Here is a 24535-nt window from a genome sequence, read left to right on the forward strand (position 1 = left end):
GTCCCTTGTCTCGATGTCGCTGGTGTTCGACGCGCGTGCGGACGGCTTCGTGCACGCGTGGGTGCGCGAAGCCGCGGGCGCGGCCTACAGCAGCAATCGAGAGAGAACGCAGAGGTCCGGTGGCGCCCGGCCCGTGGTGCCCGGGACGTCCCGGCCGCCGGCTGTTCCGGGGAAGGCCGGAGCGCCGCAGGCGGACGGCTGGTGGGGCGGCACGAGTTTCATGCTGTCTACGCCGATTCCGGCACAGTGCTGCGTCACCGTGCCGGAGCACGCCCCGGCGTCGTCGTGGATCGCGGCCGCGCCTGTGGCGAGCGACGGCATGGCGTGCCCGCTCGTGTGGACGGACAGGGACGGCCCGGCTGTGTGGCCCATGCCCGCCATGGCCCGGGCGGGCAGCACATGTGTGACGGCGCCGGCCGTTTCGTGATGCACGAGCACCGCGAGAGCGGCCACCAACGCGACGACGACAGCGCGTGTCCACCGCAGCGCGGCGCCGCGAGCGCCGTGAGGCCGGTGGTTGGCTGTCGTCATGGCTTCCGTCCGTGCTGACGTGAAACGGTGATCGCCATCAATATACCCGGGAGGGGTAAGGGGGCGACTGGGGCGGAGGGCGGGGTCGGTGACGCAGACACGCGTGCGGCCTGTCGTGGGCGCCGACGGCTGACCCGACGTGGCGCTGGACGCGGGTGGGCCGTGTGTCCGGTGGAGAACATCACCGGCGCGATGAGTGCCAACTGCAGCCGGTGGTTCGGCATCCAGCCGGGCACCCGGTCGGCGCCGAACAGTTCGTGTGCCATCACCGCGAACAGCACGGGGGCAGGCAGGCCAGCCCCGGCCCTCGGCACGCCACCGTCCAGCCGGACGGCACCGGCGCGGCGCGGTCCGAGGAGGTACCGGCCGAGCGCCGCGATCAGCACGGCCGAGGCCAGGACGACGACTTCGAGGGCACCCATGGGCGGCTCGCCTCCCTTGTCCGTTCCCTCCCCAGCCTGTCCGGGGAGCACCCCTGCCTGGTAGGGGCGCAATGGCCCACCGGTCCTGGACCGTCCGGCCCCAGACCACCACCACGGGCAGCGGGGACGATGCAGGTGAAGGCAGAGGCCGCCGGATACCCCTCCGCGTCCGGCCACGGAACGAGGCTGAGGCAGGTGAGTGGCGATGATGTTCTGGTACGACCATGGCGTGAGCGGCTGGGGCTGGTTCGCGATGTCGGCAGGCATGATCCTTTTCTGGGCGCTGATCATCACAGTCGCCCTGCTGGTCTTCCGCACGCTCAACCGGCCCCAGGAGCGCACCCACACCCCGACCGCACCCTCGGCCGAGGACATCCTCCGCGAGCGGCTGGCCCGCGGTGAGATCGACGAGGACGACTACCGGCGCCGCCTGAACGCACTGCATGCCGGGCCGCTCACCAAACCCTGAGACCCACGGGCCGCACAAGCACGAGTGCGGCCGGTGCCGGCTCACGGGGCGAGGGAGAAGTAGTTCTCCTCCTCCTGCGTGAAGTGCAGCCGCAGGACGGTGTTGAGGCCGTAGAGGCAGGAACGCGGGTCGTCGAGTTGTCCGGGGGCCAGACCGCCGTCGGCGCGGGCCAGTTGGAGGTGGGTGGCGATGCGCCGCGAGAGGCGTTCGACGAGCAGACGGTGGGTCTCCTCCACGGCGGTGAGCGCCGCGGGCCCGGGGGAGTCGGAGAGGCGATCGGCCGCGTCGCGTACGGCGTCCAGGACGTCCTGAAGGTCGTGGTGCTCGTCGGCGAACCGGTGGATGAGCGCTTCGGCGGCGGGGGTGACGGCGGGCCGTGCGGCCTGGTCGACGCGCAGGGCGCGCAGGGCGTTGAGGATGACGGCGACGTCGACGAGGCGGTCGACGCGGTCGGTGGTCAGGACGATGTCGGCGGCCTCGGAGGAGGCGGTGGAGCCGCGTGCGCCCATGGCGACACCGACGTCGGCGGCGGCCAGGGCAGGGGCTTGACGCCGTCGCCGACCATCACGGTGACCGCCGGATCGGTCTTCTTCTCTCCTTCCATCCCCTCGCGGCGCCCGGGCCGTCCGGAAGGGGACGTCCGGACCTGCTGTGGGGCCGGACGGACCGCAGGGGAACTCCTCAGAGGAAGCTGAGAGGTTCCTGTGCCAGGCTGACGCGCCCGATCGACACGGAAGACCCCGACGCACTGGAGGATTTCACCGATGAGCCTGGTCAACGGCCTGCCCGCACACATACTGCTCGTGCATTTCGTCGTGGTCCTCGTTCCCCTGACCGCGCTGGCACTCGTGGTCGGTGTGATCTGGCCCAGGGCGGCGCGGCGCATGGGTGTCGTCCTGCCGCTGCTCGCCCTGGTCACGCTCGTGAGCGTGCCGCTCGCCACGCAGGCAGGCGAATGGCTGGAGCGCCATGTCGACGGCAACGCGCTGGTGAGGCGGCATGCCGAACTCGGCGACGGCCTGTTCCCGTGGGCCGGGGGCCTGTTCGTCCTGGCGGTCGTCGTCTGGTGGGTGGCCGGCCGCGCCGGAGCGTCCGGCTCCACTGGCTCGCGCGGCATCCGGTGGTCCGCCGCGCCGGTGCGGGTCGCGGCGGCGGTGCTGTCGCTGGTGGTGGCCGGGGGAGCAGTCGTGGACGTCTACCGCATCGGCGACTCGGGGGCGAAGGCCGCGTGGCACGACGGGTTCTCCAAGACGGCGTCGGGCGACGGGGACGACTGACATCCGGTCGCCGGCACGGTTCGGCGGCAGATGGCGTGGTGCGGGTGGCGGTCGGCCGGCCCGCCACCCTCACGCGCCGTCGGTGTGCAGGGCCAGGCGGGGGCAGGCGGCGACGGCCCGTCGGGTGTGGGCGCGCAGCCGGTCGGGGACGATCCCGTCCCTGAGGACGGGGTAGCCCCATTCGTCGAGGTCGATCAGCTCGGGGAGCAGTTCAGCGCACAGCCCCTGGCCGGTGCAGGCGATGCGGTCGATGCGCAGGGTCCGGGTCGGGGTCATCGCCAGGTCTCCGGGGGTGTGGCGGGCGGTACGGGGATCCGCGGCGGTCGGTGGGCCGCGGGGCAGGTTCCGTGGGTGAGGTGGTGGTCGACGTCGTCGGCGAAGACACGCAGGGCGGAGGCGGCCAGGCGGGCGGCGCCGTCGGGATGACGGCAGGCGCCCCGGTCCGGCAGCAGACCCGTCCGGCGACGCAGACGGGACAGCAGCTCCGGGTGGGCCTGTCCGGCGGCCAGCGCGGCGAAGTCCTCGGCCACCGCGGGCAATCCGTAACGGCAGGGGCCGCACTGTCGGGCGCCGTGGGCGGCCAGGAAGGCGAGCATCCGGGCCGTTTCCGTCAGCCCGCAGGCCGGGTCGGGAAACGCGACGAGCACGCCCGCGCCGGGTGCGGCGCCCAGCGCGGCCAGCTCGCGGCGGGCGAGGGGCGTGGGCGCCTTCTCTGCCGGGATCCAGGTGCCGCCGAAGCCGCCGAGCAGGACGGCCCGCAGCGGTTCCGTGGTGCCTCCGGCACGGTCGAGCACGGTGGTGAGCGGCGTGCCGAGCGCCGCTTCCAGGACGCCTGGCGCGGCCACCGCCCCGGAGACGGTGACCAGCGTGGTGCCGGGTTCCTCCGGGGTGCCGGCCTGCCGGAACCAGTCGGGTCCGTGACGGGCGATGAGGGCGAGGTGGGCGAGGGTCTCGGCGTTGTGGACGAGGGTGGGGCGGCGGGCGACACCGCGTTCGTGGCTGCGCGGCGGGCTGCCCTGCGGGCGCGCCGGGCCCCCGTTGAGCCAGCGCACCAGCGACGTCGACTCGCTGGAGACGTAACCGTGCGGCAGGGCGTGCAGACGTATCCGTACGGGGTCGAGGCGCGTGCGTCGTCGCTCCTCCAGGGCGCCGCCCAGCTGACGGTGCTGGGCGGCGCGGGTACGGGGCAGACACACGTGGACGGTGTCGGCCCCGAGTTCGGCCGCCACCAGGACCGCGCCGTCGAGGACCAGGTGAGGGGCGACGGCGAGCAGGAACTGGTCCTTGCGGCCGGCGGGTTCGCTCTCCATGGCGTTGACGACGACCACGGCCGGCCCCCGGCCGTCCGCCACGCCCCGCAGCTTCCGGGCTGCCGGAAAGCCGGCGCCGCCGCGCCCGGTGAGTCCGGCCGCCTCGACGGTGTCCACCAGCGGCCTCGACATGTACCTGGTGAGGGGAGGCGGCCCGTGGCGTCGCAGGTGATCGGCCAGGGCGGCCGGTCGCCCGGTGGCCCGCCATCCCGCCAGCAGCCGCGCGGTGGGGTCGTCCGGCGGCGGTGTGCGGTGGTGAGGCGCGAGAGGCGCCACAGGCGAAAAGGTCATCGTCCACCCCCGAGCAGCAGCGTCGTGGCGGCGGCGCGCTGGGACCAGCCGGGCTGGAGCGGCCCGCCGGCCAGGAAGCCGGCCAGCAGCACTGGTACGGCGGCCGCGCCGACGGCGGCCACGAGGCGCCCGGCCACCCGTCCCGGACCGGCCTTCGCCAGGCGCCACCACACGGCGGCGACGACCGAGGCCAGGCATACGGCGTAGAGCCACAACTGGAGGGGGAGACGGGTGTCGGTGCCGGTACCGGCACCGTGGAAGAGGGCGAGCGGCCAGGCGGCATAGGCCAGCCAGTGCACGGCTTTCCAGCGGCGCACCCCCAGCCGGAGCCTCAGCGCGCTGGTGACCAGCACCGCGAGCAGCAGATCGGCCGCGAACGTGCCCAGCCCGAGCCAGAGCGGACGGTACGACGCGCCGAACGGGACCACGGCCACCGCCCACCCCAGGTGCACGAACGGATCGAGCACCGCCGTCACGATGTGCGCGGCGAGGAACACCAAGGTGAGCAGGGACAGGTTGCGGTGCAGCAGCCCGATCTCGAACCGGCCGATCCGTCGCGGTGCGGACCGCCCGCCGGAGGCGATCCCGAGCACCACGGTCGCGGTGAGCAGGACCAGCGCGAGGGTGCCGCCGGCGCGGCTGGCGTACCACAGGGGGCTGCCGGTCAGGGCGAGGGTCGTCATCGCGGACCTCCGGGGTCGGGCGCCGGTGAGTCGGGCGGCCAGCCGCCGAGGCGTACGACGGTGCCGTCGAGGCCGACCAGACGGGCGGGCAGGCCGGTGGAGCGCAGCCGGCGCACGGCCCGCCCGCCGAGCACGACCGCCGCCGTACTGGCCGTGTTGGCGTCCACGCAGGTGGCGGCGGCGACGGTGACCGTGCGCCACCCGGGCGCGGCCGGTTCCCCGGTGACCGGGTCGACGATGTGGTGCAGGGTGCGTCCGCCGCGCCGCCAGGTACGCACCCGGATGCCGGAGGTCGCCAGGCCCCCGCCGGTCACGGCCACGGCGGGGCCCGGCTCCGTCACGGGCTGCGCGTGGTCGTCGGCGAGGGCGATCCGCCAGCCGCCCTCCGGCGACGGTCCGGCCATGGCCAGGTCGCCGCCGAGACCGACCAGGACCCCGCAGCCGGTTGCCGCGGCGGCCTGTCGGGCGGCACGGTCGGCGGTGCGGGCCTTGGCGGTGGCGCCCAGGTCGAGGCGCGTGTGCGGGGGCAGACACAGCTGCCGGGTGCGCGCGTCCCATCTGACGCTTCGCCAACCGGGCGCGGGCCGGGCGACGGGCACGGGACGGACGTCGTCGGGGCGTACGGAGGCGAACGTACGGTCGTAACCGAGCGCGATCACCGCGCTGCCCACGGTCGGGTCCACGGCGCCGTCGGTGATCCGGGCGGCCCGTAGGGCGACCTGGAGCGCGTCGGCGAAGTATGCGCTCACGGTCGTCGGGACCCCCGCGCTCAGGTTGACGCGGGTGAGTTCGGAGTCCGGCCGGAAGCGGCTGCACGTCAGGTCGACGGCCAGGAGCTCGGCGCGCAGGACCTCTTCCGCGGCGGGCAGGGCGCCCGGCTCGGTGACGAGCAGGGTGGCGGTGGTGCCCAGGGCGGGGAAGACGGCCCGGGCGGGGGAGGGGGCCGGTGTCTGCGCGGTCATGACGCCCCCGTCGTCGTGTGCGGCTGCTGCTGTGTGGGAGCCGGGGGCCGGGCGGGAGGCTGCGGCGTCGGCCGGGCGGCGGGGGCCGCGCCCTCGTCCTCGTCGTCCTCATGAGCGTCGCCCCGCTCGTTCCCTCCCGTTGCCGGGGCGGAGGAGGACGTCGCGGGGTTCTGCACCGAGGGTGTGGCGGCCGGGGCGGGAGAGGCCGCGCCTCCTGGCAGCAGGTGCGTGTAGAGGCTGCCCAGCGCCGCCGCGCCGGCCACGGCGGTGACGGCGATCCACCGGGTCAGACGGCGGCTGCGGCGCAGGCCGCGCTCGCGCGCGAGCGGGGAACCGGTCGGCGGGGGCATCGGCGGGAAGCCGTCGGGGGAGGATGCCATGGCGGGGCTCCTGGAGGGTCAGCGGCCGGATCGGCCGCGTACACCTCAAGGCTGTGCTCACGGTTCTGGGGAACCCGCTCACGTCTTCTTCGGATCCGGTAAAGATCTCGGTCCGTCGGCCCGGTCCGGTCCGCGTTCCGGCCACAGCGGCAGCTGCAGTACGACGGTCAGCCCGCCACCGGGGGTGTCCTCCAGCCGCACCGTGCCACCGTTGGCGGTGACCAGGCGGTGGACGATGGCGAGCCCCAGCCCGGTGCCCCCGGCCTCGGGGTTGCCGAACCGGCGGAAGGCGACCGCCTTCGCCTCGGCCGTCATCCCGGGACCGTCGTCCCGCACGCGCACCCGCGCGGTGGACCCGGCCGCACGGCGGTCGAGGCCGATGCTCCCGCCGGACGGCACGGCGTCCACGGCGTTGGCGATCAGGTTGTCGAGGATCTGCTCCAGGTGCCCCGCCCCCAGTGCGACGGTCGGCGCCGCACCGTCGGACCCGGCGGCCAGCCGGAGCCCGCGCTCCTCGGCGACGGGCGTCCAGGCGGCCACCCGTTCGGCCACCACCTCGTCGACCCGTACGGCGGTCGGGCGGGGTGTGGTCTGCTCGGCGCGCGCGACCGCCAGCAGCCCGTCGACCAGCCGGGACAGCCGGGAGATCTCCTCCTGGGCGGCGGCGAGATCGGCGGCGGTGGCGTCGTCGGCGCCCGCCGCCAGGACGTCGAGGCGCAGCCGCAGCGCGGCCAGCGGGGTGCGCAGCTGATGGGACACGTCCGCGATCACGGCCCGGTGGCCGTGGACCAGGGCTTCGGTGCGAGCCGCCATGGTGTTGAAGGTGGCGGCGAGTCGGCGTACCTCCGGCGGACCGGATCCCACGTCGGCCCGCTCGTCGAGGGCGCCCTCGCCCAGCCGCCGGGCGGACGCGTCGAGCGTCGACAGGGGCCGGCTCACCCAGCGGGCGAGGCGCACGGACAGCAGGACGGACGCGGTCAGCCCCACAGCGCCGATCGCGGCGGACCATCCCCAGATCGCGGCGGTACGGGCGTCGAGCGGAGCCGCGGAACGGGCCAGGACGACCGCCCCGGCGGGCCGGCGCACATCACCGGCCGGTTCGGCGGCCAGCAGGCGCCCCTCGCTCTCGGGGGGTTCCGGCTCGCGTCCGCTCAGTACGTCCGCGACCAACTCCTCCGCCTCCTCACCCTGCGCCGCCTCGCACGGCGTACCGGCCACCAGGCGCGCCGAGGAGTCGTACACGGCGGCGCAGTCCCCCGTCCGGGCCGCGTCGGCCAGCTCCTTGTTCAGGGTGGTGGCCGGTTTGCCGTCGGAGAGGTGCTCCTCGGCCGCCGCGGCGATCACCCTCGTGGCCGCACGCTGGCTGTCGCGGTAGGCGACCCGCTCACGCGCCGTCAGCGACACCGCCAGCGGCACCACCGCCAGCACCAGCAGCACAGACGTCAGGACCACCAGCGTCCAGGCGATCCGGCGGGTCACGACTACTCCGCGGGTGCCGGTACCGACCCGAGCCGGAACCCGTGCCCGTAGACCGTCTCGATCAGCCCCGGCACGCCGAGCTTGCGGCGCAACGCCGCGATGTGCACGTCCAGCACCTTCGTCGGCCCGTACCAGTGGGCGTCCCAGGCGCGCTCCAGGATCTGCTGCCGCGTCACCACCCGGCCCGGATCGGCGGCCAGGCACTCCAGGATGCCGAACTCCTTCGGCGTCAGCGCCACCGCGCGCCCGCCCACCGACACCTGCCGGGTGCGCAGGTCGAGGGCCAGCGGCCCGTGCCGCACGGTCTCCGGCCCCGCCGGCCGCCGCCGACGCAGCACCGCCCGGATCCTCGCCAGCAGTTCGGCCAGCCCGAACGGTTTGACCAGGTAGTCGTCGGCCCCCTCGTCCAGGGCCACCACCCGGTCCGCCTCCTCGCCCCGCGCCGTCACCGCGATGATCGCGGCGTCCGACCGGGCCCGCAGCCTCCGGCAGACCTCGACACCGTCGATGTCCGGCAGCCCCAGATCCAGCAGGACGACGTCGGGGGAGGCGGCCGCGAGGGCGGCACCGCCGCTGCGGACGTCCTCGACCGCGTAGCCGGCCTGTCGCAGCCCGCGTACCAGGGACTCCGCGATACCCCGGTCGTCCTCCACGACCAGCACCCGCGTCTCCTCGGCCGCGCCGGTGGCCTCGGCGGTCATCCGGGTCACCCGCCCGAGCGGGCGAGAACGAAGTCGGCGCTGCCGGACAGCGTGGTGAGATGGGGTGCGTCCTCGTCGTCGATGCGGACGCCGGACCGTTCGCTGAGGACCTCGACGAAACTCAGGAAATCGAGCGAGTCCATCTCCAGCACGTCCCGGAACGCGTCGTCGGGCCCCAGGGCGGCGAGATCCGCGCCCGGGACGACACGGGCGATCGACTCCCTGACCATGTCGAGTGCTTCGGTGCGGTTCATGTTCACAGCTGCTCCGGGTTCTGCAGGAGGCGGGTGACGGCCGTGAGGTAGCGGGCGCCGACGGCGCCGTCCGTCGCCCGGTGGTCGGCGGAGAGGGTCGCGGTGACCACGGGACGTACGCCGAGCAGGCCGTCGATGGCCCATGGCCGGTCGACGACGCGGCCGAAGCCGACCAGGGCCACCTGCGGCGGGTAGATCACGCCGAGGACGCTCTCGACCCCCTGGTCACCGAGATGGGTGACCGTGAGCGTGGCGTCGGACACCTCGGAGCCGCGCAGCCTGCCCGTCCGCGCCCGGGTGACCACATCCTTCAGGGCGGCCATCAACCGGGGGAGCGTGAGCGTGTCCGCGTCGCGCAGCGTGGGAGCGACGAGCCCTCCGCCGCGCAGGGACACGGCCACCCCGAGATGTACCCCTTCACCGGCCGTGAAGCGGTCGTCGGTCCAGGAACCGTTGAGTTCGGGGACCTCCCGCGCGGCAAGTGCCGCCGCCTTGAGCAGCAGGGCCGCCGGCAGGAGTCGTTCGCCGACCGGGGCGCGCCGGTTGTGTTCGCGCAGCCAGGTCATCGAGGCGGCCAGGTCGACGGTGGTGGAGAGGTAGTAGTGGGGAATGTCCCGGTTGGCGCGGCTCATCAGACCGGCGATCGCCCGTCGCATGGCCGCCGCCCGGTCGTCGGACGGCGGCGCGCCGGCGCGGCGTTCGGCAGGAGGACGCACGGCCGCGTGCGGGGGTGCGGCAGCCGGTGTGGCCGGACCGGGCGCGGCCTGCCGCACATCCGCCGCACGGACGGTGGAATCCCTGCCCGTCCCCGGCACCGTGGCCAGGTCGACGCCGAGTTCCGTGGCGAGCCGCCGGGCGAGCGGGGTGGCCCGTGCGCGCCGGGGCCGGGCGGTGGACCGGGCCGCTGCCGCCTTCTCGACGTCGGTGCGGGTGACGCGTCCTCCCGGTCCGGTGCCGCGCAGTGTCTGCAGATCGACGCCACTGTGCTCCGCGAGGTGCCGGACCAGGGGTCCCGCTGCGACGCGGCCGGGCTGCAGGACCGTGGTGGGTGCGGCGGCCGGGAGCGGAGGTGCGGGCCCGGGCCCGCCCTTCTTCCCTGTGGGGACCGCCGTCCCGATCACCGCGAGCGGCGTGCCCACCGGTACCGTCGCGCCCGGCTCGACCAGCAGCTCCGCCATGGTCCCGGTCTCGAAGCACTCCACCTCGATCGTCGACTTCGCGGTCTCGACGACCGCGACCGGATCACCCCTGCGGACGGGGTCACCCGGCTGCACCAGCCATTCCAGCAGGGTGCCCTCGTCCATGTCGGCGCCGAGGGACGGCATGGTGAACTCGGCCATGGTCAGTCCACCGCCCGGTGCGCCGCCGCGACGATGTCGGCACTCTGCGGAAGGGCGGCCTCCTCCAGCTGCCGGGCGTACGGCATCGGGACCTCGGCGCTGCACACCCGCTCGACGGGAGCGTCCAGTTCGTAGAACACGTCCTCCGCGATCCGGGCGGACACCTCGGCGGCCAGGCTCCCCGTCCGCCATGCCTCGTCGACGACCACGGCACGGTGGGTACGGGCCACGGAGGCGGTGACGGTCGCGACGTCGAGGGGACGGAGGGTGCGCAGGTCGATCACCTCGGCACTGACGCCCTCGGCGGCCAGCTCGTCCGCCGCCGTGAGCGCCTTGGACAGCGAACCCCCGTAGGTGATCAGGGAGATGTCGGTGCCGGGGCGGCGGATCACCGCGTGGTCCAGGTCCACGGGGCCGGCGGACGCCGGGAGTTCGCCGGAGACGTTGTAGAGGCTGCCGTGTTCGAAGACCAGTACCGGGTCGGGGTCGGCGAGTGCGGGGGCCAGCATGTGGCGGGCGTCCTCGAGGGTGGCGGGGGTGAGGACGCGGATGCCGGGGATGTGCGCGTACCAGCCCTCCAGGCTGTGCGAGTGCTGCGCGGCGAGCTGCCGTCCGGCGCCCGTGGTCATGCGGATGACCAGCGGTACGGCAAGCTGACCGCCCGACATGTGCAGCAGGGTGGCGGCGTTGTTGAGGATCTGGTCGAGGGCGAGCAGGCTGAAGTTGACCGTCATGATCTCGACGATCGGCCGCATCCCCGCCAGGGCCGCGCCGATCCCGGCGCCCACGAACGCCGACTCCGACAGCGGGGCGTCGCGGACGCGGTCGGGGCCGAACTCCTCCAGCAGTCCGAGGCTGACGCCGAAGCAGCCGCCGTAGCGGCCCACGTCCTCACCCATGAGGAAGACCCGGTCGTCCGAGCGCAGCGCGTCCCGCAGCGCCTCGCGCAGGGCCTCCCGGTACGTCGTCGCAGGGGCAGGCGCAGTCGTCGTCGCGGTTACGGCGCCCATGGTCAGGTCACCTCCGCCGGTGCGCTGGTGACATGCCGGAGCAGGTTCTCCACCGGCTCTTCCGGCGCCTGCCCGGCCGCCTCGACGGCGTGGTCGATCTCGGCCTTGGTCCGCCGCTCGATCCGGGCGACGTCCTTGTCGACCGGCGCGCCGCTCTCGCGCATGCGGTCCATGAGCAGGGTGATCGGGTCGCGGGACTTCCAGCGCTCGATCTCCGCCTTGTCGCGGTAGCGGTCGGGGTCGTACATCGAGTGGGCGCGGAAGCGATAGGTGCGCAGTTCCAGGAAGTGCGGGCCGGTGCCGGTCCGGATGCCCTCGACGGCCCGCCGGGCGGCCAGTTCCACGGCCTCGACGTCCATGCCGTCCACGGCCCAGGCGACCATGCCGTAGGAGGTGGCGCGCATCGCCAGGTCGGTCTGCGCCTGGTGCCGCTCCAGAGCCGTGCCCATGGCATAGAGATTGTTCTCGCAGACGAACAGCAGGGGGAGGTTCCACAGGGCCGCGAGGTTCGCCGTCTCGTGGAACTCGCCCTCGGCGAAGGCCCCGTCGCCGAAGAAGCAGCAGGTGACCCGGTTCTGGCCGCGCAGACGGTCGGCGAGCGCCAGGCCGGCGGCCAGGGGGAGCCCGCCGGCGACGATGGCGTTGCCGCCGTAGAAGCGCCGCCCCGCGTCGAACAGGTGCATGGACCCGCCCCGGCCGCCGCTGCAGCCGGTCGTCCTGCCGTACATCTCGGCCATGACGGCCTCGGCGGTGATGCCGCGCGCCAGGGCGTGGCCGTGCTCCCGATAGGTGGCCACGACGGCGTCCTCGGGCGTCAGCGCCTCGTTGACGCCGACGGCGACGGCCTCCTCGCCGATGTAGAGGTGGACGAAGCCGCGGATCTTCGTGGCGCTGTACAGCTCGACGCACCGCTCCTCGAAGCGCCGGATGCGCAGCATCGCCTCCAGCAGGTCGCGGCGGTGCCCGGTGTCCGCACCGGGCCCGGGCACGGCCTTCGCGGCCTTCGCCGTCTTCCTGGCGGCTTTCCGGGGCGTCGGGGACTCACGGGTACGGCTGGGGCGGGTCAGGCTCATGCGGATCCCTCCAACGTGGACAGGTCGCCGGTGGGCAGGCCGAGTTCACGTGCGCGCAGCAGCCGGCGCATCACCTTGCCGCTGCGGGTCCTCGGCAGGTCCTGGTCGAACGCGATCTCCCGGGGAGCGACGGCGGGACCCAGCTTGCGGCGGCCGAAGCCGAGCAGCTCCCGTTCCAGGTCAGGTGTCGGCTCCACCCCCGGGCGCAGGGACACGAACGCCTTGACGACGTTCCCGGCGACCGGGTCCGGCCGCCCGATCACCCCCGCCTCGGCCACCAGCGGGTGTTCCATCAGCGCGCTCTCCACCTCGAACGGGCCGATGAGATGCCCCGCCGACTTGATCACGTCGTCGGCGCGCCCCACGAACCAGTACCAGCCGTCGGCGTCCCGGCGCACCAGATCGCCGGTCAGGTACCAGCCGTCGGCGAACGCCGCGTCGTAGCGCTCCTCGTCGTGCAGATAGCCGCGGAACATCGACGGCCAGCCCGGCCGCAGCGCCAGCTCGCCCTCCACGCCAGGGGTGCCCACCTCCGTCACCCTGCCGTCGACGACCAGGGCGCGGCCGTCCTCGCCCCGCTCCAGCACGGTCGCCTCGACGCCCGGCAGCGGCCGCCCCATCGAGCCCGGCCGGATCTCGCAGGCCGCGAAGTTCGCGATCATGATGCTGCCGGTCTCCGTCTGCCACCAGTTGTCGTGCACGGGCAGGCCCAGCACATCCCGGCCCCAGACGACGGCCTCCGGGTTGAGGGGCTCGCCGACGGAGGCGATGAAGCGCAGGGCCGAGAGGTCGTGCGAGCGCGGCAGGTCGTACGGGCCCTGGCGCGGTGTGGCGCGCATCAGCAGGCGCAGGGCCGTCGGTGCGGTGTACCAGACCGTGACCCGCTGTTCGCCGAGGATCCGGTACCAGCGCCGCGCGTCGTAGTCGCCCTCGTCGACGACCACCGTCACGCCGTGGACGAGCGGGGCGATGACGCCGTACGACATGCCGGTGACCCAGCCGGGGTCGGCGGTGCACCAGTACACGTCCTCGGGACGCAGGTCGAGCGCGTGGGCGGCGGTGGCGTAGTGGGCGACGACCGCCTCGTGGACGTGGACCGCGCCCTTGGGGGTTCCGGTGGTGCCGCTGGTGAAGTGCAGCAGGGCCATGTCGTCGGGGGACGTCGGCGCAATGGTGGAGGTGTCGGGGGCAAAGGACATCAGGCCGTCGAAGGACGCGGTGCCGGGCAGCTCCGCGGCCCCGGGGCCGACGATCAGGACGTGTTCCAGGCCGGGCAGCGCCGCCCGGCGCTCGGCCACCTTGCGCCGGTAGAGGGCTGCGGTGGTGACCAGGACCCGCGCGTCGCCGAGACGCAGCCGCTGCTCGACCGGGTCGGGGCCGAACGCGGAGAAGAGCGGACACAGGACACCGGTGTTCTTCAGCGTGCCCAGCACCGTCGTGTACAGCTCGGGGCAGCGGCCGAGCAGGGTGAACACCCGGTCCCCGCGGCCGACGCCGAGCGACCTCAGGACGTTCGCGAAGCGGGCGGTACGACGGGCCAGTTCGGCGTACGTCACCGTGGAGACGGAGTCGTCCCGGGCCACGCACCTCAGCGCGGCCTTGTCCCCGGCTCCCGCAGCCACGTGCCGGTCGACCGCCTCGTGGGCCATGTTGAGGCCGCCGCCGGGAAGCCCGGCCAGCTCGCTGCGCGCCTGCGACCACGCGAAGGCCGAGCGGGTCAGCTCGTAGTCGCCGAGACGCGGCGGCACCGCGGGGTCGGTGTCCTTGAGGATGGTTTCCCAGTGCATCGGTGCTCCTCCCGGCACTGCCCCGCCCTCCAGCGTCGCCGAGCCGGGCCGCGACTGCACTTCGACGGTCGCACTCACGGCCTCCTGGAGCCGGGGGCCGCCCGCTTCTTGCGGGCCCGAATCGCACGGTGCGCGGCTCCGCTCCGCTTCTCCGTGTCCCCTTGTGGCCCCCGGCTCATCTCCATGACACCGCTGTGCGCCGCCGGTGTGCAGGGCCGAAAGGCCCCGCCGGCTCGGCCGGCCAGCCCCTGCCTGCTGCGCCGGTCGGCCGGTCGTCGGCGGTGCGGCCCGGACGCGGTGTCACGCGCCGTGGCCGCCCGACCTGTGTCGCGGTGGCTCGCGGGCGGTGCGACGGTATTCACAGGGGGTCTCTCAGCAGCCGTACGGGAAGGAAGGCGGTGGCGGCGATGGAACTCCCGCTGGTCGTGGGCGTCGACGGATCGGACTCCAGCCTGCTGGCGGTCGACTGGGCGGTGGACGAGGCGGCACGGCACGGACTGCCGCTGCGGCTGGTCCACGCCTTCCGGTGGGAGCGTTACGAGCGGACCCTGCCGTCGTTCACCACCGGCCGCGGCGCCGGGGAGGTGATGGCGCAGAACATCGTCGCCTCCTGCGCGCAACGCGCCGGACTCCGGAACCCGGAGGTGAAGGTGTCCGAGGAGGTACTGCCCGACGACGCCGTGTCCGCCCTGCTGCGCACGGCGCCCGACGCGTTCGCCCTGGTCGTGGGGGAACGCGGGCGGGGCGAGGTGTCCGGACTGCTCCTGGGATCGGTCAGCCTGTCCGTGGCGGCGCGCGCGGCGTGCCCCGTCGTCGTGGTCCGGGGCGCGCAGCCCAACGTGCGGGGATCCCTCGGCAGGATCGTGGTCGGCGTCGGCGACACGGCCGAGCACACCGGCGCCGTACGGTTCGCGGCCCGCGAGGCACAGGCACGCGGCTGCGCACTGACCGCCGTACGGGCATGGCGCCGCCCGGCACACGAGCACGGGGACCGCCTTCCCGCCGCGGACGACGCCACCGAGGCGCTCGACGAGCGGGCCTCCACCGAACTGCAGGACGCACTGAGCGAAGCCGTACGGGAACACCCCGGCCTCTCCGTCCACCGCCACACCGTCGAGGGCCCGGCCCACCGCGTCCTGCTCGACGCGGCGGCCGACGCCGACCTGGTCGTCGTCGGAGCCCAGCGCAGGCACGGCCACTTCGGCCTGCAACTCGGCAGGGCCGCCCACAGCCTGCTGCACCACTCCGCCTGTCCGGTCGCCGTCGTCCCCGAGCGGGTCTGAGGGCCACCGCGTGGCCCGGTCCTGCCGGGCCGGGAGGAGTGCGCGGATGGAGGAGTGGACGTGGGAGTGGCAGGGGTACGACCCCGCGGGCGAGCGGCTGCGTGAAGCGCTGTGCACGCTCGGGAACGGCTACTTCGCCACCCGTGGGGCGGTGCCCGAGTGCCGGGCGGGGCTGGTGCACTGCCCGGGGACCTACGTGGCCGGGTGCTACAACCGCCTGGAGTCGACGGTGGCGGGACGGCAGGTGGTCAACGAGGACCTGGTCAACCTCCCGAACTGGCTCCTCCTGCGGTTCCGTGCACGCCGCGCCGGGGGAGCGTGGGGCAGCTGGTTCACCCCGGACACACACCCCCTCCTGGACCACCGGCACACCCTCGACCTGCGCCGCGCCACGCTCACCCGCACCGTCCGCCACCGGGTGGGCGGCGCCGGTGTGCTCGCCGTGGAACAGACCCGTCTGGTCCACATGGGCGATCCCCACCTGGCCGCGCTGCGGACCGTCTTCACGGCCGAGGACTGGTCGGGCGAGATCGAGGTCGAGTCCGGTCTCGACGGCGAGGTCATCAACGGCAACGTGCACCGGTACCGTGCTCTCGAACACCGCCAGCTGTCCGGTGTGCGCACCGGGGTCCTGGAGCCCGGCACGATCTGGCTGACCTGCCGGACCAGCACCTCCGGCATCCGGATCGCCACGGCGGCCCGTACCGCCGTCACCGGCTCCGCCCCGGTCACGTCCGTACTCCACCCGGCCCGCCGCCGTGCCGTCCACCGGCTGGTCCTCGCGCTCACCCCCGGCCGGCCGGTCGCCGTGGAGAAGACCGTGGCCCTGCACACCTCACGCGACACGGCGATCGGCGATCCGCTCGGCGCGGCGGTCGACCGGGCGGTCACCGCGCCGGAGTTCGCGGACCTGCTGGACGCGCACAGCGCCGCGTGGGAGCGGCTGTGGCGGCGCGCGGAGATCCACGTGCCCGGCCGGGCGGGCCGGGTCCTGCGGCTCCACCTCTTCCACCTCCTGCAGACCCTCTCCCCGCACACCGCGGACCTGGACGTGGGCGTCCCGGCCCGCGGACTGCACGGCGAGGCGTACCGCGGGCATGTCTTCTGGGACGAGCTGTTCGTGCTGCCGTACCTCAACCTGCACTTCCCGGAGGTCTCCCGGGCGCTGCTCGACTACCGGTACCGGCGTCTGCCGCGGGCCTGCCGGGCGGCCGCCGAAGCGGGCCGGGCCGGGGCGATGTACCCGTGGCAGAGCGGCAGCGACGGCCGTGAGGAGAGCCAGCAGTGGCACCTCAACCCGTCCTCGGGACGCTGGCTGGCGGACCACTCCCGGCTCCAGCACCACGTGGGCTCGGCGATCGTCTACAACATCTGGCGGTACTGCGAGGCCACCGGCGACACGGAGTACCTGCACACCAAGGGCGCCGAGATGCTCCTGCAGATCGCCCGGTTCTGGGCGGGCCTCGCGGCCTACGACCCGGGCACGGGCCGCTACCGCATCCGGGGCGTGGTCGGCCCCGACGAGTACCACGACGCCTACCCGGGCGCCGCCCGGCCGGGACTGGACGACAACGCCTACACGAACGTCACGGCCGCCTGGGTCCTCGCCCGCGCCCTGGACCTCCTGCGACGGCTGCCCGCGTGGCGCCGGGAGGAACTGGGCGACCGGGTCCGGCTGGACGCCGAGGAACCCACCCGCTGGGACGAGGTCTCCCGGCGGTTGCTGGTCCCGTTCCACGAGGAGGTCATCAGCCAGTTCGCGGGGTACGGCGATCTCGCCGAGCTGGACTGGGACGCCTACCGGGCCCGGTACGGCAGCATCAGGCGGCTGGACCGGATCCTGGAGGCCGAGGGCGACACGGTCAACCGCTACCGGGCGTCCAAGCAGGCCGACGTCCTCATGCTCGGCCACCTGTTCTCGCCCGCCGAGCTCGGGCGGCTCTTCGCGCGTCTCGGCTACGACGTGGACGACGAGGTCTGGCGCCGTACGGTCGACCACTACCTGCGGCGCACCAGCCACGGCTCCACCCTCAGCGGACTCGTCCACGGTCTGGTGCTCGCCAGGGCCCGACGGGCCGAGGCGTGGCAGTACGTCCAGGAGGCTCTGGAGTCCGACGTGGCCGACCTCCAGGGCGGTACGACCGGCGAAGGCATCCATCTCGGGGCGATGGCCGGAACCCTCGACCTCGTCCAGCGGGGCCTGACCGGCCTGGAGACCCGGGAGGACGCCCTCCGGTTCGATCCGGTCCCCCTCCCGCCGCTGTCCGAGTACGGGTTCTCGCTGCGCTACCGCGGGCACTGGGGGGTGAGCGTACGGCGTCGGAGCGGACTGCTGGAGATCGGTGTGCCGGACTCGGAGGAGTCGCCCCTGCGCGTCCTGCTGCCCGACCGGGCCGTGACCGTCGCGCCCGGGGAGACCTGCACGCTCGTGGTGCCGACGAGCTGAGGATCACGTCGCCGTCTCGGCGCCTGCCCCCGGAGCGGCCGCCTCGTTCCCCGCACCGGACACACGTACCGCGGTGACCTTGTACTCGGGGCAGGAGGTCACGGTGTCCGTGTGGCCGGAGGTGAGGCGGTTCACGCCGCTCGCGGGGAAGTGGAAGGAGCTGAACACCTGGCCGGGCGGGGTCTGTTCGCCGATCCGGGCGATGAGCCGGGCCCGGCCGTGCCGGCTCTCCACGGTGACCTGTGCGCCGTTGCGTACGTCGTACCGGGCGGCGTCGTCGGGGTGGAGGTCGAGGAAGTCGACGGGATCGAGGGCGAGGTTGCCGCCGCGGCGGGTCATGCTCCCGGAGTTGTAGTGCGCCCAGCGCCGGCCGGTGACCAGGAGCAGCGGGTAGTCGTCGTCGGGTTGCTCACCGGGTGGGAGGTAGGGGGCGGCGGAGAGGTGGGCGCGCCCGTCCGGTGTGGCGAAGCGCTCCTCGTACAGCTTGGCCTGCCCTGGGCGGTCCGGGTAGGGGCACGGCCACGGCACGGCGCCCTCCCGGTCCAGCCGTTCATGGGAGAGACCCGCGAAGACGCGCGCGACGCGTCCGCATTCGGCGAGGGCGTCGGCCGGACGGGGGCAGCCCAGGTCGGCGCCCATCGCCGCGGCGAGGGCGTGGACGATGGCGAAGTCGCTCCGTGCCTCACCCGGCGCGGGCACGGCGGGGCGGACCCGCTGGAACCTGCGGTCGAAGTTGACGAAGGTGCCGTCCTTCTCCAGCCAGGACGCGGCCGGCAGGACGACATCGGCCTGACGGGCGGTCTCGGACAGGAAGAGCTCGTTGCACACCACGAGCGGGCACGCCCGGAGGGCTTCGGTCACCCGGCTGCTGTCGGGGTCGGTCGCGCAGACGTCCTCGCCGATGACCCACAGCGCCCGCAGATCCCCGGCCCGCGCGGCGGCGAACATGTCCGGGATCCGCAGGCCCGGGCGGTCCGGGAGCCGTACGCCCCACACCGCTTCGGCCCGGGACCTCGCGACGGGGTCGGTCACCTTCCCGTAGCCGGGCAGCAGGTCGGGCAGCGCGCCCATGTCCGAGGCGCCCTGGACGTTGTTCTGGCCGCGCAGCGGATTGACGCCGTACCCGCGGTCGGTGCCGACGGCGCCGCGCAGGATCGCCAGGTTGGCCAGGGAGCGCACGCCGTCGGTGCCGTGCAGGTGCTCGGTGACGCCGAGGCCGTGGACGATGGCCGGCCGTTCGGCCCCGCCGTACAGCCGCGCGGCGGCGACCAGGTCCGACGCGGGCACCCCGGTGATCTCCGCGACCCGCTCGGGCGGGTAGTCGTCCAGCAGCCCGGTGAGTTCCGGCAGCCCGGTGGCCCGTTCGCGCAGGAACTCCTCGTCGGCCAGCCCTTCGGAGAGCAGGAGGTGGGCGAGCCCGTGGAAGAGCGCCACGTTGGTGCCGGGGCGGGGCCGCAGATGCACGTCGGCGTGCAGGGCGAGGCCCACGGCGCGGGGGTCGGCGACGATCAGCCCGGTGCCGCGCAGCACGCGCTGGAGCAGACGTGCGCCGACCACCGGGTGGGCCTCGACCGGGTTGGCGCCGACCACCAGCAGGCAGTCGGCCCGTTCCACGTCGTCGAAGCTGTCCGTGCCGCCGGAGAGCCCGAAGGAGGCGGTCAGGCCGGCAGCGGACGGGGAGTGGCACAGGCGGGAGCAGTTGTCGACGTTGTTCGTGCCGATGACGGCCCGCATGAACTTCTGGACGAGGTAGTTCTCCTCGTTGGTGGCGCGGGCCGAGGAGACCGTCGCCACGGCGTCCGCGTCGCCGTCCGCGACGGCCGCGCGCAGCCCTCGCGCGACATGCCCGAGTGCCTCGTCCCAGGTCACCGGCTCCAGGCGGTCCTCGCGCCGCAGCAGGGGCCGGGTGAGGCGTTCGGGAGAGGTGAGATATCCGTGGGCGAAGCGTCCCTTGACACAGGCGTGCCCCCGGTTGACGGGGCCGTCCCGGGCGGGGAGGACCGCCGTGACCTCACCGTCGGAGGCGACGACGTCCAGGGCACAGCCGACACCGCAGTATCCGCAGGTCGTACGCGTCCCGGCCGGCCGGTGGGCGGAGGTGAGCCCGCGCCCTGGTCCCGGCTCGGTGAGCGCGCCGGTGGGACAGGTGTCCACGCATCCGCCGCAGGCCACGCAGTCCGACTCGGCCCATGGCCCACCGGTTCCGGGAGCGACCACGGTGTCGGCGCCCCGGCCGGTCAGGGTCAGCGCGAAGGTCCCCTGCACCTCGGCGCACATGCGCACACACCGTCCGCAGGCGATGCAGAGGTCCCGGTCCAGATGGACGTACGGGTGGGAGTCGTCCGTACCCCGGCCTCCGGCAGCCCGGGCCGTGTCGGGGCCGATGCCCGACGAGCGGCAGACCTCGGCCAGTTCGCTGGGACTGTCGTCGGCGAGGGCACGCGGCGGCAGGGCGGAGGCGATGAGCTCCACCGCGTCCCGGCGCAGCTGCCGGAGATCGCCGTCGGCGGCTTCGACACGCGCCCCCGACACGGCCGGGGTCACGCAGGCCGCCACGACCGCCCCGTCGGCCCGCACGAGACACGTACGGCACGACCCGGCCGGTCCGAACCGGTCGTCGGAGCAGAGCGAGGGCAGCTCGACACCGGCCGCCCGTACCGCCGCGAGCAGTGAGGCTCCCCCGGGAACGGTGACGCTCGTACCGTCGACCTCGACCTCGACCTCGGCCGCGACTTCGGGCTCGACTTCGCTTCCGGTCATGACTCCCACCCCGGCAGTCGCTCTCCGTAGGCGTGGGCGAGGCTGCGCACCGCGGCGGGGATGCGCCGCCCGAAGGCGCACAGGCTCGCCTCGGCGAGTACGCGCGCGAGCCGCTCCCATGCGGGGCCGGGCGGGAGGCCGGCGGACGCCAGCTCCAGACCGCGACGCGAGCCCACCCTGCAGGGGGAACAGGCACCGCAGCTCTCCGCCGCCGCGAACTGCCAGACGTGTCGCAGCACTTCCTGTGGGGGCACCCGCCGGTCGAAGGCGACCAGCCCGGCATGGCCGAGCGCCGCGCCACGGGACGCAAGGCCCGCGGTGGTCAGCGGCACGTCCATCGCGCCGGGGCCGAGGAACCCGCCCAACGGGCCGCCGACCTGCAACGCGACGAGCTCGCTGCCGTCCTTCAGACCGCCGCCCAGCTCGGTGACGATACGCGGCAGCGGGGTGCCCAGCTCGACCTCGTACGCCCCAGGCCGGGCGAACCGCTCCGACAGACAGACCAGCTTCGTCCCGCTCTCGTCGGCTGCGCCGCGCCGGGCGTAGTTCGCCCCGCCACGCGCGATGATCCACGGGACGGAGGCGAGGGTCTCGACGTTGTTCACCACCGTGGGGGCGCCCCACAGACCGCGCCGGGTGGGATAGGGCGGACGTGGCCGGGCACAGCCCCGGTCCCCCTCCAGGCTCGCGATCAGCGCGGTCTCCTCGCCCGCCACGTAGGATCCGGCGCCCGCCACCACCTCGACGTCGAGCCTCGTGTCCGTCGCGTGCACGGACCGGCCGAAGTGCCCGTCGGCGTAGGCCCGCGCCACCGCCTCCCGCATCCGCGCCAGCGCCAGCGGGTACTCCGAACGCACCAGGATCACACCCCGGCGGGCCCCGCACGCGAAGCACGCCAGGGCCACGCCCTCCAGCACCCGCTCCGGCTCCGCCTCCATCAGCAGCCGGTCGGCGTACGAGCCGGGATCCCCCTCGTCCCCGTTGGCCACCACGACGGTCCCGGGAGTCCGGTCGGCCGCCTCCCACTTCGAGGCCACCCGGAATCCCGCGCCACCACGGCCCCGTAGCCCGGAGGCGGCCACCTCCCGCCGCACCTCGTCCGGGGTGCCGGCCGTGACCACCTGCGGCCAGAGCCGCCAAGGGGGCTCCCCGGCGACCACCCCGCCCAGCAGGACGGGATCACCGGTGACGTCGGCTGCCGGGATCGCCGGCGCCCGCGGGGGCACACGTCCGCAGAGCTGCTCGGCCAGTGTCGCGCCGGCGTGGGGTGTGTCACCGTCGAGCGCGGCGGGACCCGCGTAGCAGTACCCCAGACAGCGGACGGCCTGCAGTGAGGTCCCGCCGTCCGGTGAGGCGGTGCCCGCGGTGACGCCCAACGCGTGCTCCACGTCGGCCAGGTGCTGTCCGGCCTGCGCGGCGAAGCACGCCGTCCCCGCACAGACGCGGACGTGACGGCGGCCGTGCGCGGTGGCGAGGTCCGCGTAGTACCGGGCCGGTCCGAGCGCGGCGGCAGCGGGCAGGCCCACCTCCGCGGCGACGGCCGGAGCCCAGGCCTCGGGGCTGTCCGCCGTTGCCGCCCTGGCCTGTGCGAGCGACTCGATCAGTCGGCCTCCCGGCCGGCCGCGCCGGTCGGCCAGGGCCCGAAACGCGTCGAAACGGTCCGTGGGGCCCACGGCAGTCATGACCTCATCGTGGAGCCGGAGGCCGGGGACCGCAATCGGGGCAACGGGCTGCTTCCCCGGCCCCGGCACGGTCGGCACGGCGGGAGACCGCCGAGCAGAACCAGCGGACGACGTACGGCCCGAAGCGGACCCCGCAACGCCGTGATCGGCCGGGACCACTGCTGCGGAAGCCCGAAGGCCACCGGCTCCGGTCGCACTCGGTGCGGCCGCAATGGTGTCCCGGGCAGCCCCGCGGGTGCGCCGGTGGCACACGTACGACCGGGTACGGCGGGTGCTTGCGGAGTTGGACCAAGGATGGCCGGCCGCCAGGTGTGCCGGGGTGCGGCGTCGGACCGCCGTGGCCGCGGCGCGGGATGCCGGGGTTCAGCGCCGGGCTGCCACGGCTGCCGCGGCTGCGTCCAGGATGCGGTGCAGGACGGGGACCGGGATCGCCGGGTTGGTGACCGCCGCGCATGCCGTGTCGCGGTCGTGCAGCAGCCCGGCCAGGACGCGGGCCGGCAGCCGCGGACTGCGCACCGCGGTGGCGCGGACGGAAGCGTCCGGGTCGTTCAGCAGCCGCACCGCGTCGGCCGGTGACAGCCGGGAGTCCGCAGCCGCGCGGCGGCGCACCTCGGCCTCGGGATCCCGCGCCAGGCGTGCGACGTCGGCCGGTGTCGACTCCGGATCGTCCAGGGCCAGGCGGCGCATCCGCCCGCTGGGGTCGGCGGCGTGGCGCAGCAGGCCCGTACGGGGGAAGTTGGGGTGGCTGCGGGGTCGGTCGGGGTGACTGAAGCTGCCGTCCCACCAGCGCCAGACCTCCAGCAGCACGTCGGCCGGCGCGTCCTCGCACGATTCGGCGAGGAACAGCCGGACCACCCGGTCCCCGTCCCGCGCCAGGCGCGCCACGACATCGGGCGGCAGGTGCCGGGCCCGGGCCACACTGCGGCGGACCAGCGGGTGGGACGACGCGGCGAGTCGGCGCATCGCGTCGGCGTCGCCGTGCAGGTCCTTGACCCAGGGCAGGGTGCGCGACATCGACGTCGGGTCGAAGTCGTGGCGCACGGCGGCACGTTGCTCCTCGGTGAGATCGGGGCGCAGCGCCACCGCGGAGCGGATGTCGTCCTGCGGGTCCTCCGCCAGCACCGCGACGCCGTGCGCGCCCAGGCCCGGGTTGGCGGCCAGCGCCCGACGTACCTCCGCGTCCCCGTCCCGGACCAGCTCCGCCTCCAGCCCGGGTGCGAGGCGGCACCGTTCGAGTGCCCGCCGCGGGTCGGGCAAGGAGGCGAGAACGTCGCGCGGCATGGGTACGACGGTGTGGTGGGCGAGCAGCGCGGCCGTGCGCACCGCGTGGTCGGTGTCGGCCAGCAGCCGCTTCCGCAACGGCGCAGCGAGGTCCGTCCACCGGGCACAGGCCGCCGCCCGCACCCGGGCATCGGCGTCGGCCGCGAGGCCAGGGAGGTGCCGTGCGGGAAGCCCCCGGAGTTCCGCGGCTCGCGCACGGGACGGGCCGGTGAGGAGGTCGTCGTACACGTCCTCGGGGACTTCGGCGCCCCAGGCGCAGGCGTGCTCCACCCAGAACACACGTCGGTCCGGCGACGGCTCGGCGCGGACCAGACGCACCCACTGATCGGACGTGAGTTTGGGCCGGAAGGTGTCGGCGGGCCTTGACCGGACCCGCGGATCGGGGTGCGCCATGGCGGCGTCGAGGACAGCGGGCCGGTCGCAGCCGTGCAGGAAGCCTTCCTCCACATCGAGCAGCCGGATCAACAATGCGTCCGTCGCCGCCGGATTGGACCCGATGCCCTCCGCCCAGTGCAGAGGCCAGGCAGGTCGGCCGGGCACCGTCGCCCACACCTCGGCGCACTCGACCTCCGTCTCGCGCCCGGCGGCTTCGGCGGCCTCCTCCAGCCGCTCCGGCAGTCGGTCGAGGGCCGTCACCCGCGACCCGCCCGCACCGGGTATCTCCGCCAGCAGCACCTGCCCGTCGAGGGAGAGCGCCAAGAACCCGGGGGTGCCGGTCAACTCCGGTACGCCGCTCCCGGCGTACCGGACCCGGGTCCACCAGGAGTCGTTGCCGCCGATCCGGTGCCTGAGGACGGCCACCAGGAACTCGCCGCCTCCCTCGCGAAGACGGCGCCACCACACGGCGTCGAGCGCTTCCCGGGACACGCCGTCCGGCGCCGCGATCCCCCGCGCGATCCGCCAGCCGGCCTCCGGCGGGAACAGACCGCCCGGGCGTACCTCCCCGACGACCGTGAATCCGGCCCGTGCGAGTAGTTCGTGAAGTTCCTCTCGGCGTTGCACGCGATCATGATCCCCGTCGGCTCACGGTGGGACAAGGCCCTCAGCCCAGCCCCAACTACCGCTCACCCGGGGTGGTACTGGAGCGAAGTCAGCTGAAATGGGATCGCGGTGT

General features: G+C 74.4%; 20 protein-coding genes and 1 pseudogene. 4 read left to right on the plus strand and 17 right to left on the minus strand.

The features are described from left to right. Positions 1 to 84: 84 nt before the first annotated feature. The gene (locus ACYQ8Q_RS43775; protein ID WP_460072882.1) at positions 85 to 531 is read right to left on the minus strand and encodes a hypothetical protein; all 447 of its coding nucleotides are present in this window, start codon (positions 529 to 531) and stop codon (positions 85 to 87) included. 627 nt (positions 532 to 1158) lie between these two features. Here ACYQ8Q_RS43775 and ACYQ8Q_RS43780 point away from each other — a divergent pair. After that, entirely contained in the window at positions 1159 to 1422 is a 264-nt protein-coding gene (locus ACYQ8Q_RS43780; RefSeq protein ID WP_460072883.1) for an SHOCT domain-containing protein, read from the plus strand. Positions 1423 to 1463: 41 nt separating this feature from the next. Here ACYQ8Q_RS43780 and ACYQ8Q_RS43785 read toward each other — a convergent pair. Next, positions 1464 to 2005, minus strand: a pseudogene (locus tag ACYQ8Q_RS43785) (heavy metal translocating P-type ATPase); the annotation flags it as partial. Positions 2006 to 2186: 181 nt separating this feature from the next. Here ACYQ8Q_RS43785 and ACYQ8Q_RS43790 point away from each other — a divergent pair. After that, positions 2187 to 2699: a DUF2231 domain-containing protein gene (locus tag ACYQ8Q_RS43790; RefSeq protein ID WP_460072885.1), complete on the plus strand. Its 513-nt coding sequence runs from the start codon at positions 2187 to 2189 to the stop codon at positions 2697 to 2699. A gap of 69 nt (positions 2700 to 2768) precedes the next feature. Here the strand turns inward: ACYQ8Q_RS43790 and ACYQ8Q_RS43795 are convergent, their stop codons facing one another. From ACYQ8Q_RS43795 to acsA, 12 genes are all read right to left on the minus strand, one after another. Further along, the gene (locus tag ACYQ8Q_RS43795; protein ID WP_460072887.1) at positions 2769 to 2975 is read right to left on the minus strand and encodes a ferredoxin; all 207 of its coding nucleotides are present in this window, start codon (positions 2973 to 2975) and stop codon (positions 2769 to 2771) included. Continuing rightward, the gene (locus ACYQ8Q_RS43800; protein ID WP_460072889.1) at positions 2972 to 4141 is read right to left on the minus strand and encodes an NADH-ubiquinone oxidoreductase-F iron-sulfur binding region domain-containing protein; all 1170 of its coding nucleotides are present in this window, start codon (positions 4139 to 4141) and stop codon (positions 2972 to 2974) included. The genes ACYQ8Q_RS43795 and ACYQ8Q_RS43800 overlap by 4 nt, the downstream gene beginning before the upstream one ends. Positions 4142 to 4296: 155 nt before the next feature. Next, complete coding sequence (locus tag ACYQ8Q_RS43805; protein ID WP_460072891.1) at positions 4297 to 4983, minus strand: ferric reductase-like transmembrane domain-containing protein; 687 nt, start codon at positions 4981 to 4983, stop codon at positions 4297 to 4299. After that, entirely contained in the window at positions 4980 to 5945 is a 966-nt protein-coding gene (locus ACYQ8Q_RS43810; RefSeq protein WP_460072892.1) for an FAD:protein FMN transferase, read from the minus strand. Before ACYQ8Q_RS43810 ends, ACYQ8Q_RS43805 begins: the two co-directional genes overlap by 4 nt. Continuing rightward, the gene (locus ACYQ8Q_RS43815; RefSeq protein ID WP_460072894.1) at positions 5942 to 6325 is read right to left on the minus strand and encodes a hypothetical protein; all 384 of its coding nucleotides are present in this window, start codon (positions 6323 to 6325) and stop codon (positions 5942 to 5944) included. Before ACYQ8Q_RS43815 ends, ACYQ8Q_RS43810 begins: the two co-directional genes overlap by 4 nt. Before the next feature lie 78 nt (positions 6326 to 6403). Further along, entirely contained in the window at positions 6404 to 7804 is a 1401-nt protein-coding gene (locus tag ACYQ8Q_RS43820; protein ID WP_460072895.1) for a sensor histidine kinase, read from the minus strand. 2 nt (positions 7805 to 7806) lie between these two features. Then, a complete protein-coding gene (locus ACYQ8Q_RS43825) occupies positions 7807 to 8505 on the minus strand; it encodes a response regulator transcription factor (RefSeq protein WP_460072897.1) in 699 nt (232 codons plus the stop codon). A gap of 5 nt (positions 8506 to 8510) precedes the next feature. Continuing rightward, the gene (locus ACYQ8Q_RS43830; RefSeq protein ID WP_460072899.1) at positions 8511 to 8759 is read right to left on the minus strand and encodes an acyl carrier protein; all 249 of its coding nucleotides are present in this window, start codon (positions 8757 to 8759) and stop codon (positions 8511 to 8513) included. A gap of 2 nt (positions 8760 to 8761) precedes the next feature. Continuing rightward, positions 8762 to 10099, minus strand: a complete 1338-nt coding sequence (locus tag ACYQ8Q_RS43835; RefSeq protein WP_460072901.1) for a dihydrolipoamide acetyltransferase family protein — start codon at positions 10097 to 10099, stop codon at positions 8762 to 8764. Positions 10100 to 10101: 2 nt separating this feature from the next. Next, positions 10102 to 11109, minus strand: a complete 1008-nt coding sequence (locus tag ACYQ8Q_RS43840; protein WP_460072903.1) for an alpha-ketoacid dehydrogenase subunit beta — start codon at positions 11107 to 11109, stop codon at positions 10102 to 10104. Between the two features lie 2 nt (positions 11110 to 11111). Continuing rightward, entirely contained in the window at positions 11112 to 12182 is a 1071-nt protein-coding gene (gene pdhA / locus ACYQ8Q_RS43845) for a pyruvate dehydrogenase (acetyl-transferring) E1 component subunit alpha (RefSeq protein WP_460072905.1), read from the minus strand. Next, on the minus strand, positions 12179 to 13969 hold the full coding sequence (acsA, locus tag ACYQ8Q_RS43850; protein WP_460072906.1) for an acetate--CoA ligase: 1791 nt from the start codon (positions 13967 to 13969) through the stop codon (positions 12179 to 12181). The genes pdhA and acsA overlap by 4 nt, the downstream gene beginning before the upstream one ends. Positions 13970 to 14376: 407 nt before the next feature. On the opposite strand from acsA, the gene ACYQ8Q_RS43855 reads away from it, so the two are divergent. Both ACYQ8Q_RS43855 and ACYQ8Q_RS43860 read left to right on the plus strand, forming a co-directional pair. Further along, positions 14377 to 15252, plus strand: coding sequence for a universal stress protein (locus ACYQ8Q_RS43855; RefSeq protein ID WP_460073751.1), 876 nt, complete (start codon positions 14377 to 14379; stop codon positions 15250 to 15252). 46 nt (positions 15253 to 15298) lie between these two features. After that, a complete protein-coding gene (locus ACYQ8Q_RS43860; protein WP_460072908.1) occupies positions 15299 to 17698 on the plus strand; it encodes a glycoside hydrolase family 65 protein in 2400 nt (799 codons plus the stop codon). 3 nt (positions 17699 to 17701) lie between these two features. On the opposite strand, the gene fdhF is transcribed toward ACYQ8Q_RS43860, so the two are convergent. The 3 genes from fdhF to ACYQ8Q_RS43875 all read right to left on the minus strand — a co-directional run bounded on the left by fdhF (position 17702) and on the right by ACYQ8Q_RS43875 (position 24423). Next, entirely contained in the window at positions 17702 to 20458 is a 2757-nt protein-coding gene (gene fdhF, locus ACYQ8Q_RS43865; protein WP_460072909.1) for a formate dehydrogenase subunit alpha, read from the minus strand. Next, positions 20455 to 22140: an NAD(P)H-dependent oxidoreductase subunit E gene (locus ACYQ8Q_RS43870; protein ID WP_460072911.1), complete on the minus strand. Its 1686-nt coding sequence runs from the start codon at positions 22138 to 22140 to the stop codon at positions 20455 to 20457. Before ACYQ8Q_RS43870 ends, fdhF begins: the two co-directional genes overlap by 4 nt. Before the next feature lie 363 nt (positions 22141 to 22503). Further along, positions 22504 to 24423, minus strand: coding sequence for a hypothetical protein (locus ACYQ8Q_RS43875; RefSeq protein ID WP_460072912.1), 1920 nt, complete (start codon positions 24421 to 24423; stop codon positions 22504 to 22506). Between the last annotated feature and the right edge of the window lie 112 nt (positions 24424 to 24535).

The sequence above is a fragment of the Streptomyces sp. YKOK-I1 genome, assembly GCF_054660435.1.

What these genes read in the sequence shown, in the direction of transcription:
- ACYQ8Q_RS43775 (WP_460072882.1), bottom strand. Translation starts at nt 531, where the DNA reads ATGACGACAGCCAACCACCGGCCTCACGGCGCTCGCGGCGCCGCGCTG.
- ACYQ8Q_RS43780 (WP_460072883.1), top strand. Translation starts at nt 1,159, where the DNA reads ATGATGTTCTGGTACGACCATGGCGTGAGCGGCTGGGGCTGGTTCGCG.
- ACYQ8Q_RS43790 (WP_460072885.1), top strand. Translation starts at nt 2,187, where the DNA reads ATGAGCCTGGTCAACGGCCTGCCCGCACACATACTGCTCGTGCATTTC.
- ACYQ8Q_RS43795 (WP_460072887.1), bottom strand. Translation starts at nt 2,975, where the DNA reads ATGACCCCGACCCGGACCCTGCGCATCGACCGCATCGCCTGCACCGGC.
- ACYQ8Q_RS43800 (WP_460072889.1), bottom strand. Translation starts at nt 4,141, where the DNA reads ATGTCGAGGCCGCTGGTGGACACCGTCGAGGCGGCCGGACTCACCGGG.
- ACYQ8Q_RS43805 (WP_460072891.1), bottom strand. Translation starts at nt 4,983, where the DNA reads ATGACGACCCTCGCCCTGACCGGCAGCCCCCTGTGGTACGCCAGCCGC.
- ACYQ8Q_RS43810 (WP_460072892.1), bottom strand. Translation starts at nt 5,945, where the DNA reads ATGACCGCGCAGACACCGGCCCCCTCCCCCGCCCGGGCCGTCTTCCCC.
- ACYQ8Q_RS43815 (WP_460072894.1), bottom strand. Translation starts at nt 6,325, where the DNA reads ATGGCATCCTCCCCCGACGGCTTCCCGCCGATGCCCCCGCCGACCGGT.
- ACYQ8Q_RS43825 (WP_460072897.1), bottom strand. Translation starts at nt 8,505, where the DNA reads ATGACCGCCGAGGCCACCGGCGCGGCCGAGGAGACGCGGGTGCTGGTC.
- ACYQ8Q_RS43830 (WP_460072899.1), bottom strand. Translation starts at nt 8,759, where the DNA reads ATGAACCGCACCGAAGCACTCGACATGGTCAGGGAGTCGATCGCCCGT.
- ACYQ8Q_RS43835 (WP_460072901.1), bottom strand. Translation starts at nt 10,099, where the DNA reads ATGGCCGAGTTCACCATGCCGTCCCTCGGCGCCGACATGGACGAGGGC.
- ACYQ8Q_RS43840 (WP_460072903.1), bottom strand. Translation starts at nt 11,109, where the DNA reads ATGGGCGCCGTAACCGCGACGACGACTGCGCCTGCCCCTGCGACGACG.
- pdhA (WP_460072905.1), bottom strand. Translation starts at nt 12,182, where the DNA reads ATGAGCCTGACCCGCCCCAGCCGTACCCGTGAGTCCCCGACGCCCCGG.
- acsA (WP_460072906.1), bottom strand. Translation starts at nt 13,969, where the DNA reads ATGCACTGGGAAACCATCCTCAAGGACACCGACCCCGCGGTGCCGCCG.
- ACYQ8Q_RS43855 (WP_460073751.1), top strand. Translation starts at nt 14,377, where the DNA reads ATGGAACTCCCGCTGGTCGTGGGCGTCGACGGATCGGACTCCAGCCTG.
- ACYQ8Q_RS43860 (WP_460072908.1), top strand. Translation starts at nt 15,299, where the DNA reads ATGGAGGAGTGGACGTGGGAGTGGCAGGGGTACGACCCCGCGGGCGAG.
- fdhF (WP_460072909.1), bottom strand. Translation starts at nt 20,458, where the DNA reads ATGACCGGAAGCGAAGTCGAGCCCGAAGTCGCGGCCGAGGTCGAGGTC.
- ACYQ8Q_RS43870 (WP_460072911.1), bottom strand. Translation starts at nt 22,140, where the DNA reads ATGACTGCCGTGGGCCCCACGGACCGTTTCGACGCGTTTCGGGCCCTG.